The organism is Actinoalloteichus sp. GBA129-24 (assembly GCF_001941645.1).
GTDB lineage: Bacteria > Actinomycetota > Actinomycetes > Mycobacteriales > Pseudonocardiaceae > Actinoalloteichus_A > Actinoalloteichus_A fjordicus.
The window spans coordinates 3747743-3757922 of the sequence record NZ_CP016077.1 but is presented as its reverse complement, the minus strand read 5'-3'; the positions used below and the strand labels follow the sequence as shown (position 1 = coordinate 3757922).

Annotated in this window: 7 protein-coding genes and 1 pseudogene; 7 read left to right on the top strand and 1 reads right to left on the bottom strand. The window is 70.5% G+C overall.

Going from position 1 to position 10180, the window contains the following annotated elements:
* Positions 1–75 precede the first annotated feature (75 nt).
* The 6 genes and pseudogenes from UA75_RS16825 to UA75_RS16800 form a co-directional block, all read left to right on the top strand.
* Positions 76–3063: pseudogene (locus UA75_RS16825) on the top strand (type I polyketide synthase); the annotation flags it as partial.
* Positions 3064–3075: 12 nt separating this feature from the next.
* A complete protein-coding gene (locus UA75_RS16820) occupies positions 3076–3924 on the top strand; it encodes a 3-hydroxyacyl-CoA dehydrogenase family protein (RefSeq protein WP_075743893.1) in 849 nt (282 codons plus the stop codon).
* Positions 3924–4595 (top strand): O-methyltransferase, encoded by a 672-nt coding sequence (locus UA75_RS16815; RefSeq protein ID WP_075741053.1) that lies wholly within the window; start codon positions 3924–3926, stop codon positions 4593–4595. The genes UA75_RS16820 and UA75_RS16815 overlap by 1 nt, the downstream gene beginning before the upstream one ends.
* Positions 4596–4609: 14 nt before the next feature.
* Positions 4610–4885, top strand: a complete 276-nt coding sequence (locus UA75_RS16810) for a phosphopantetheine-binding protein (RefSeq protein WP_075741052.1) — start codon at positions 4610–4612, stop codon at positions 4883–4885.
* Positions 4878–6011, top strand: coding sequence for an acyl-CoA dehydrogenase family protein (locus UA75_RS16805; RefSeq protein ID WP_075741051.1), 1134 nt, complete (start codon positions 4878–4880; stop codon positions 6009–6011). The genes UA75_RS16810 and UA75_RS16805 overlap by 8 nt, the downstream gene beginning before the upstream one ends.
* Positions 6004–7095, top strand: coding sequence for an HAD-IIIC family phosphatase (locus tag UA75_RS16800; protein WP_075741050.1), 1092 nt, complete (start codon positions 6004–6006; stop codon positions 7093–7095). The genes UA75_RS16805 and UA75_RS16800 overlap by 8 nt, the downstream gene beginning before the upstream one ends.
* 36 nt (positions 7096–7131) lie before the next feature.
* On the opposite strand, the gene UA75_RS16795 is transcribed toward UA75_RS16800, so the two are convergent.
* Entirely contained in the window at positions 7132–8652 is a 1521-nt protein-coding gene (locus UA75_RS16795; RefSeq protein WP_232251083.1) for an FAD-dependent monooxygenase, read from the bottom strand.
* A gap of 291 nt (positions 8653–8943) precedes the next feature.
* Between UA75_RS16795 and UA75_RS16790 the strand changes: the two genes are divergently transcribed.
* Positions 8944–10149, top strand: a complete 1206-nt coding sequence (locus tag UA75_RS16790; RefSeq protein WP_075741048.1) for a cytochrome P450 — start codon at positions 8944–8946, stop codon at positions 10147–10149.
* Positions 10150–10180 lie beyond the last annotated feature (31 nt).

Genomic DNA, 10180 nt, shown 5'->3' with positions numbered 1-10180 from the left:
CGGGCGCTCCGCACGCTGCTCGAGGAGCGCGACCGCCTCCGCAGGGAGAACGACGCCCTGAAGGCCAGGCGCTGCGAGCCGATCGCCGTGGTGGCCATGGCATGCCGCTTCCCCGGCGGCGTGTCCTCGCCCGAGGAGCTGTGGGACGCGGTCCGCGGCGGCCGGGACCTGGCGGAGGAGTTCCCCCGGGACCGCGGCTGGCCGGACGTGTTCGACCAGGACCCCGACACCCTCGGCGCCTCGTACGTGCGGCACGGGGGGTTCCTGGCGGACGTGGCGGACTTCGACGCCGACTTCTTCGGCATCAGCCCGAGGGAGGCGCTGGCGACCGACCCGCAGCAGCGCCTGTTGCTTGAGACGTCGTGGGAGGCCTTCGAGCGTGCCGGCATCGTTCCCGCCGACGTGCACGGGGCCGAGGTCGGTGTCTTCTCCGGACTGAGCTCGCCGGAGTACGGCCTGCGTTTCCTCGATGCGAGCAGCCACGAGCTGGAGGGCCACCTGTCGTTCGGGAGCGCGCTGAGCGTCGCCTCCGGCCGGGTGGCCTACTCGCTGGGGTTGACCGGGCCCGCGGTCACGGTGGACACGGCGTGTTCGTCGTCGCTGGTGGCCGTGCACATGGCGGTGCGGTCACTGCGTTCCGGGGAGTGCTCCCTCGCGCTGGCCGGCGGAGCGGCGGTGATGTCGACGCCCGCGGCCTTCGTGTCGTTCTGCCGGCAGCGCGGCCTGTCGCCAGACGGCCAGTGCAAGGCCTTCGCGGACGCCGCCGACGGGACCGCCTGGGCCGAGGGGGTGGGCGTGCTGCTGCTGGAGCGGTTGTCCGACGCCCGCCGCCACGGCCATCCGGTGCTGGCCATCCTCCGCGGTTCGGCGGTCAACCAGGACGGGGCCAGCAACGGGCTGACCGCGCCGAGCGGCCGCGCCCAGCAGCAGGTGATCCGCAAGGCGCTAGCGGACGCGGGGGTCCGGGCGTGCGATGTGGACCTGGTCGAAGCCCACGGCACCGGAACCGTGCTGGGCGATCCCGTCGAGGCGGACGCCCTGCTCGCGACCTACGGACAGGGCCGGGACGAGGGCAGACCCCTCTGGCTGGGCTCCCTGAAGTCGAACCTCGGCCATGCCCAGGCCGCAGCCGGCGTCGGTGGGGTCATCAAGGCCGTGATGGCCATCCGTCATGGGTTCCTGCCGAAGACCCTGCACCTCGACGCGCCGACGAGGCACGTGGACTGGTCTTCCGGCACGGTCGAACTGCTGGCGGAGGGGCGGGAATGGCCCGAAACGGGTGGCCGTCGGATGGCCGGGGTGTCGTCGTTCGGGTTCAGCGGCACGAACGCGCACGTGATCCTGGAAGAGGGACCGCCGGTGGAGCACGCCGAGCCCGGTCCTGGCCCCGCCGTCGCGGGCGGGCTGGTGCCGTGGGTGGTGTCGGCCAAGAACGCGGCGGCGCTGCGGCGTCAGGCGGGCAGGCTGCGTGAGTTCGCCACCGCGGATCCGGGTGCCGACATCGCCGACGTCGGCTGGTCGTTGGTGTCGAGCCGGTCGGGTTTCGGCCACCGTGCGGTGGTACTCGGCCGCGACCGGGACGAGTTGCTGAGTGGTCTGGCGGCGGTGCGCAACGGCGCGGAGTCCGCCGCGGTGGTGAGCGGTGTCGCCGGGGACCTCGGCGGCGTGGCCTTCATGTTCCCGGGACAGGGATCGCAGTGGGTCGGCATGGGCAGGCAGCTGTACGACGCCTTCCCCGTCTTCGCGCACAGCCTCGACGAGTGCGCCACCGCCTTGGCCGAGTGGGTCGACTGGTCGCTGGTCGACGTGGTGCGCGGCGTGGCGGGGGCGCCATCACTGGACCGGGTGGACGTCGTCCAGCCCACGCTGTTCTCGGTGATGGTGTCCATGGCCGCCCTGTGGCGGTCCTGGGGCGTGGAACCGGCGGCGGTGGTGGGACACAGCCAGGGTGAGATAGCCGCCGCCCACGTGTGTGGTGCGCTGTCGATGCGGGACGCCACCAGGATCGTCGCGCTCCGCAGCAAGGCTCTGGTGGGTCTTGTCGGTCACGGCGGGATGGCGTCGGTCGCGGCGTCAGCGGATCTCGTGGCGGCGCGTCTCGCCCCGTGGCACGACCAGCTGAGCGTCGCCGTCGTCAACGGTCCCCGCTCGGTGGTGGTCTCCGGGGAGCCGGGCGCGCTGGACGAGTTCGTCGAGAAGATGAACGCGGAAGGCGCCCAGGCCCGGAGGATCTCGGTCGACTATGCCTCCCATTCACACCAGGTGAGCCGGGTCCGCGACCGGGTGGTCGAACCTCTGGCCGGCCTGAGCCCCGCGACGTCGGCACTGCCCTTCTACTCGACCCTGCACGGCGAGGCGATCGACACAGCGCGGCTGACGGACACCTACTGGTACGACAACCTGCGTGAGAAGGTCCTCTTTGAGAGCTGCGTGCGGCGGCTGGTGGCGGACGGTTTCCGGGTGTTCGTCGAGATGAGCCCGCACCCCGTGCTGACCGTTCCGGTGCAGGAGATGGTCGAGGAGCTGGACGACGCGGTGGTCCTGTCCTCGGCGCGCCGGGACCGGGGCGAGGTGGAGGCGGTGGTCGGCTCGCTGGCCCAGCTGCACGTCCGGGGCGGGGCCGTGGACTGGGAAGCCCTGTTCGGTGCGCGCAGACGGGTGGACCTGCCGACGTACGCGTTCCAGCGGCAGCGGTACTGGCTGTACTCCTCGCACGGGGCGGAGGCACCCCCGCTGGAGCTGCCCTCCGGCGGCGACGACGAACCCGTCCCCCTGCCGGACATGATCTCCGGCCTCCCCGACGACGAGGCGGCGGCACTCGTGCTCGACCACGTCCTCGAGAAGGTTGCCGTCGTGCTCGGCCAGTCCTCCGGTGCCGAGGTCGACCCCGACCGGGAGTTCAAGGACCTCGGCTTCGACTCGCTGCTGGCGGTGACGTTGAGCAAGCGCCTCGCCGTGATGACCGGGCTCGACCTGCGGGTGAACCTCGTGCTGCGGCACCCGACACCGAGACGGGTCGCCGGGCACATCGTGACTTCTCTTTCACAGCCTTCTGGAAAGTGAGCTGGGGTGATCATGGGAACGCCTTCTGTCGCCGTGTTCGGAGCGGGAGTGATGGGCATCGGTATCGCCACTCTTCTCGTCGGTCGTGGCGTGCCGGTCACGCTCGTGGACGTGGACCCGGCGCGGCTGGGTACGGCACGCGAGCGGGTACGGGCCGAGCTCCGGTTCGCCCACATGATGGGCGCCCTGCCGAGGAGCGGGCCGACCGGTGAGCTGCGGACCGCCGACGACGCGGCCGCGGCGTCGGACGCGGGCTGGGTGATCGAGGCGGTCACCGAGGACGCCGGGCTGAAAGCCGAGCTGCACAAGGAGATCGCCGCCGTCGTCGCGCCGGGCACGCCGCGGGTCACCAACACCTCGTCCATCCCGGTCGACGAACTCGCCTGTCAGGTCCCGTCCCCCGAGGACCTGGTCGGCGTCCACTTCATGAACCCGCCCTACCTGATCGGCACGCTCGAGGTCGTCCGCGGACCGCGGACCGGTGAGCGGGCCATGTCGGCCGTGCGGGACCTGCTGTCCATTCTGGACAGGAAGGGGATCGTGGTCGGCGACGGACCCGGCTTCGTCACGAGCCGGGTGCTGCACCGCATGATCAACGACGCCGCCAACGTCGTCGAGGAGGGCCGGGCCACCGTCGAGGACGTCGACGCGTTGATGGAAGGGTGCCTCGGACATCCGACGGGTCCGCTGCGGACTGCCGACCTGATCGGGATCGACAACCTCGTCGACTCCCTGAAAGTGTTGTACGAGCGCACGGGGGACGAGGGCTGCCGCCCGAGTGAGCTGCTCCTGCGCAAGGTCGCGGCCGGCGACCACGGGCGCAAGACCGGCCGTGGCTTCTACGAGTACGGGGCACGCTGATGGCGGGCCAGGTGGAGCTGAGCGACCGCGTGCTCGACTACGTGCGGTCGGTGTCCCTGCGCGACGACGAGATCCTCCGCGACCTGGTCGCCGAGACGGCACTCATGCCAGCGCTCCACGCCATGGTGACCATGCCGGAGGAGGGACAGCTGCTCGCCATGCTGGTCGGGCTGACCGGTGCAGCCCAGGTGCTGGAGATAGGCACGTTCACCGGCTACAGCGCACTGTGCATGGCGCGTGCGCTGCCGCCCGGCGGCCAGATCGTCACCTGTGACATCAGCGAGCGCTGGACCAGGGTCGCCCGCCGGTACTGGGCTCGTGCCGGGGTGTCCGACCGGATCGACCTGCGGCTCGGGGACGGCGCGGAGACCATGTCGAAGCTGCTCGCCGAGCGCGGGCCGGAGACCTTCGACATGGTCTTCATCGACGCCGACAAGACCGGCTACGCGCACTACTACGAACAGGCGCTCGTCCACCTGCGGGCCGGTGGCCTGGTTGTGCTCGACAACACGCTCTACTTCGGACGGGTCGCGGACCCGGAAGCAGGCGACGCCGACACGGAAGCCATCCGGGCGCTCAACGCATCCCTGCACGCCGACAGGAGAGTCGAGTTGTCGATGCTCGTGATGGCGGACGGGATCACGTTGGCGCGCAAGAACAAGGTGAGCTGAGAGAGGGGTAACCCATGACGGACTCGACGATTGCGTCATCGGTCGCTGGGATCGAGCGGCGAATCGGTGAGTTTCTCGAGGCGAAGACCAGGAGGACCTGGGAACCGGAGGTGGACCTGTTCGCCTCCGGCGTGGTCTCCTCGCTCTTCGCGATGGAGCTGGTGGTGTTCGTGGAGGGCACGTTCGGCGTCGTCGTCGAGGGCGCCGACCTCACGCTCGACAACTTCCGCACCCTGCGGTCGATGAGCTCGCTGGTGACCCGGCTGCGCGGCGGCGAAGCTGGTGCTTGAGACCCTGACCGCACTGGTCACCGACACGGTCGTCGACGCGGCGGGCGAGTGGGACGTCTCCGGCGAGATCCCGGTCGCCGTCCTGCGTGGGCTCGGCGCGAAGGGCGCGCTCTGCGCCGAGGCGGCCACCCGCTTCGGCGGCCTCGGCCTGTCCGGGATGGACAACGGGGAGCTCACCGCGCACACCGGTGCGCTGTGCAGCTCGCTGCGCAGCGTGATGACGTCCCAGGGGATGGCCGCGTGGACCGTACAGCGGTTCGGTGACAACGCCCAGCGCGTGGAGTACATCGGCAGGCTCACCGGCGGGGACCTGGCCGCGGTGGCGTTCAGCGAACCGGGTGCTGGCAGCGACCTCGCCGCGATGACCACGGAGATCCGGCGCGACGGCGACGAGATCGTCGTCGACGGCACCAAGACGTGGATCACGGTCGCCGCGTACGCGGACTGGATCCTCGTGTTCGGCCGCCACGGCGCGGGCGGCGCCGTCGCCGTGGTGCCCGCGTCGGCACCAGGTGTCCGTGTAACACGGGTGGCCGACCCGCTCGGCTGCCGTGCGGCGGGGCACGCGTCCGTGGTGCTCGACGGCGTTCGGCTGCCCGCGAGGAACCTGCTCGCGGTGGCGGGCCAGCCGGTCGTCATGCTGACCACGATCGCGCTGACCTACGGTCGGCTGTCGGTGGCCTGGGGGTGCGTCGGCATCCTTCGAGCCTGCCTCGCGGCCGCCGTCCGGCACGCCGGAGACCGGGAGCAGTTCGGGAAACCCCTGCTGCGCCACCAGCTCGTCGCACGTCACCTGGCCGAGCTCTACGCCGCCGAGCGGACGGCGACGTACGTGTGCGAGCAGGCCAGCCGCAGCTGGGACGGCGGTTCGCCGGAGCAGGTGCAGGCGGCGGTCCTCGCCAAGCACGTCGCGGCCGGGAACGCCGCACGTGGCGCGGCCTCGGCGATGCAGGTGCTCGCCTCCGCGGGCGCGGCGGGCGGGCACGTGGTGGAACGGGCGTACCGCGACGCGAAGCTGATGGAGATCATCGAGGGCAGCAACGAGATCTGCCAGCTGATCCTTGCCGAGCACGCCGCATCGACGGCGATCCGAGAGGTCGTACGGGACGGGAGCGGACATGCCTGACACGGATCCGATCGTGAAGTGCCTGATCTGGGATCTCGACAACACGCTGTGGAAGGGCACGCTGGCCGAGGACGGCCACGTCGAGATCGACGACGCCGTGCGCGACGTGGTCGTGGGGCTCGACGCGCGCGGGGTGTTGCAGGCCGTGTCGAGCCGCAACGACCACGACGAGGCGTGGGCACGGCTCGAGAAGCTCGGCCTCGGCGAGTACTTCGTCCTGCCGCACATCGGCTGGGGCCCGAAGTCCGAGTCGGTGCGCGAGATCGCCAAGCGGCTGAACTTCTCGCTGCGGACGATCGCGTTCATCGACGACCTGCCGAGCGAGCGTGCCGAGGTCCGGTACCACCTGCCGGAAGTCCGGTGCTATCCGGCCGAGCAGGCCCGCGACCTGCTCGACCTGCCCGAGTTCAGCCCCGCTGTGGTCACCGTCGATGCCCGCAGGCGCCGCCGGATGTACCAGGCCGGGTTCGAGAGGGACCAGCAGCGCGAGCGGTTCCAGGGCGCCGACGAGGACTTCCTGCGCTCGCTCGACCTGGTGATGCACATCACGGAGGCCAGGGACGAGGAGATCACGCGCGTCGAGGAGCTGACCCTGCGGACCAGCCAGATGAACGCGACCGGTGTGCACTACTCCGACGCCGTGCTGCGTTCCCTGCTGTCCGATGAGGATCACGACGTGTTGGTGGTCTCGATGGCCGACCGCTTCGGGCCGCATGGCGCGGTCGGGGTCGTGCTGGTCGAGAAGACCGCGCGGGCGTGGCGCATCAAGCTGCTGGCGACGTCGTGCCGGGTCGTCTCCTTCGGCGCGGGCGCGGTGCTGCTGCGGTGGCTCACCGATGCCGCGGCGCGGGCCGGGGTGCACCTCGTCGCCGATTTCAGGCGTACCGAACGTAACCGGATGATGGAGGTGGCCTACCGGTTCGCGGGCTTCACCACCGCGGAGTGCGCCTGTCTCGCGGCGTTCTCGTCGTCCGAGGGCACCCAGTGCCTCCATCTGGAGCCGGTCCGGCAGGACCCTCCGACGACCGTGCGCGTCGTCGCTCCCGCGCTGAGCGACAGCGGGCGAGCGGGGGAATGGCTGTAGGCGGCGGTTCCAGTTGTCCGGTGGCCGTCGGGATCACTACCTCGAGGAGTGGGCCATTCTGCCGAGGCGGGGGCCCAGCAAGGTGGTGAGGGCGGTCTGGAGGCTGGTGGTGTCCGGCGTGCCCGCCGCGGCCGCCCAGGCGACGTAACCGTCGGGACGGATGAGAAGCGCGGTGGGAACGGGGATCTCGCCGACGGCCGGGACGGTCCAGTGGTCGTCCGCGCATCGCGCCTCGACGAGGTCGACGCGGTCACCCCAGCCCTCGGCGGTCGCCGCCACCAGTGCGCTGCCGCGCAGGTCGAGCAGCACGGGGCGGGCGGCGTGCAGCAGTTCGTACACACGGGAGGCGTCGCTGGACGTGTGGAAGTCGGCGTCGGGGACGCGGCGGCCAGCCAGCGGGTGGTCGCCGACGGCCGGGTACCGGATGCCCAGTGCGGTGAGCATGTGGCGCAGATGCCGGTTGACGTCGTCGAAGACTATGAGCGAGGCGAACACGTCGCGCAGTGCCTCCGTCTGGGCGTCCGGACGGCTCAGGGCCGCCTGCGCTCTCGTGTTGTGCAGGACGCGTTCGGCGACGGGGTGGCGCTCGGCGTGGTAGCTGTCCAGCAGGCTCTCCGGAGCGTGGCCGCGTACCACCGAGCCGAGCTTCCAGCCGAGGTTGACCGCGTCCTGTACACCGATGTTCAGCCCCTGCCCGCCGGCGGGGAAATGGATGTGCGCGGCGTCGCCAGCGAGGAACACCTTGCCCTTGCGGTACTGCGCGGCCTGCCGTGCGGTGTCGTTGAACCGGGAGACCCACCGCGGGCTGTGCATGCCGTAGTCGGTGCCGATGAGCCTGACCAGCGACTCCCGGAGCTGTTCGAACGTCACGGGTTCGTCCTGGTCGGCGACGTGGTCGTACTCGGAGGTGATCACCCGGTGCCACCCGGGTTCGAAGGCGATCGCCGAGAAGTGGCCGCCCTGACCCGCCCGCCCCCAGACGTAGTCGTCTGGCAGGTCGGGGAGCTCGACGTCCCCGATCAGTGAGGTCATCGTCGCCGGAGTGCCGGGAAAGTCGATGCCGGTCAGCGTGCGCACCGTGCTGCGCCCGCCGTCGCAGCCCACGAGGTAGCGGGCGCGCAGCGTCGCGGGTGCCGCCGCACCGATCGTGCTCAGCTCGACCGTCACGCCGGCCTCGTCCTGGTGGACTCCGACCACCTCGGACGACCTGCGTACCCACGTACCGAACTCGCCGGCCCACTCCTCCAGCAGCCGCTCGATGACAGGCTGCAGGATCGTCAGCGGATAGGGGTGCCTGGACTCGGACTCGTCGAACTCCAGGTACAGGCCGGAGAAATGGCCCACCAGCTCGGGTTTGCCGAGTGCGAGGAAGCGGTCGAGGACTCCGCGCTGGTCCAGCACCTCCAGTGTGCGGGAGTGGATCCCGCCGGCTCGCGACTCGCCGGTCCGCTCGCCGAGCCGGTCGACCACCACCACGTCGACGCCCGCCAGCCGCAGCTCACAGGCGAGCATCAGGCCTGTCGGCCCCGCACCAGCGATCACCACGTCCGTGTCCATGCCGGCGTGTGGCACGTAGTTTCCCCTCACTCCACCACGTTTCTGACGCCGCTGTCGAACTCGCGGTGTCCCGTCGGCGAGACGGTCCCGCCCGGCAGCCCGTCCGCGCGAGGGAGCCGGCGCGGCCCGCCGCTCCGCTGATCTCCTGGCGTGCCGCCAGTTTCGCCTTCGCCGTCGTTCATTGGAGTTGCCGCGCGGTATTGCGGTCAAGTCCGGTGTCTCGCGATTCTGTCCCTGTCACGCGAGGTCGACTCGCTCGTTGCCGGAGAAGTCGCGAAATGAGGATCGTCCATGGGTGAAGCCGTCCATGCCGTCGAGACGATGATGCTGGAGCGCAAGCCCGGCTGCCCTTTCGACCCGCCGGCAGAGTTGATCGAGGCCCGCTGGCACGGCCCCATAAGCCGCTTCACCTTTCCCGGCGACATACCCGGCTGGGTGATCACCGGCTACGACCTGATCACGTCGGTCCTCGCCGACCCGAGGTTCAGCGCGCGCAAGGAGCTCATGCTCGACCTGGCCAGGGACATCACCGGCTGGGAGCCGCCGCCCGCATCGCCTGGCGAGTTCGTCTTCATGGACGAGCCGCTGCACGGGCGCTATCGGAAACCACTGGTGAGCAGGTTCACCCCCCGGCGGATACGCCAGCTCACCGAACGCGTCGAGCGGATCACCGCCGACTGTCTGGATGCCATGGAGAAGGCCGGGCCGCCTGTTGACCTGCTGACGGCGTTCGCCAAACCCATCCCCACCATCATGATCTGTGAGCTGCTGGGGGTGCCGTACGAGGACCGGGACCACTTCCAGGACCAGCTCGACGTGTTCCTCGGCGGGCAGGCGACCGCCGAGGAACAGATCGTGGCCTTCGCCGCGGCCCAGAAGTACTTCACGGAGCTGGTGGCCGCCAAGCGTGCGAACCCCACCGACGACATCCTCAGCGACCTCACCGACAGCGACCTGAACGACGAGGAGCTGCGGGGGATCAGCCACTTCACGATGATGGCCGGCTTCGACACCACCGCGAACACGTTGGCGCTCGGCACCTTCGCGCTGCTCCAGAACCCGGCGCAGCTGGCCGCGCTGCGCGCCGATCCGACGCTCGTCGACCCGGCCGTCGAGGAGCTGCTACGGTACCTGACCGTCGCCAAGACGTTCATGAGGGCGGCGCTGGAGGACGTCGAGCTGGGCGGCCAGACCATCAAGGCGGGCGAGCTGGTCGTCCTGTCGTACAACACCGCCAACCGCGACCCCGACCGTTTCGACGATCCTCAGGTGCTCAACCTCCGACGGCAGGACGGCGGGCACCTGGCCTTCGGCCACGGCAGCCACATGTGCGTCGGGCAGCAGCTGGCCCGCGCCGAGCTGCGGATCGCGCTTTCCGCTCTGTTCAACCGCTTCCCCACACTGCGCCTGGCCGTACCGGTCGAGGAGATCGGCCTGCGTCCGGATTCGGCGGCGGTCTACGGGATGACGAGTTTCCTGGTCACCTGGGACGTGTGACCGCGAGCCGGCGAGGTCGGTCGCCTCGACC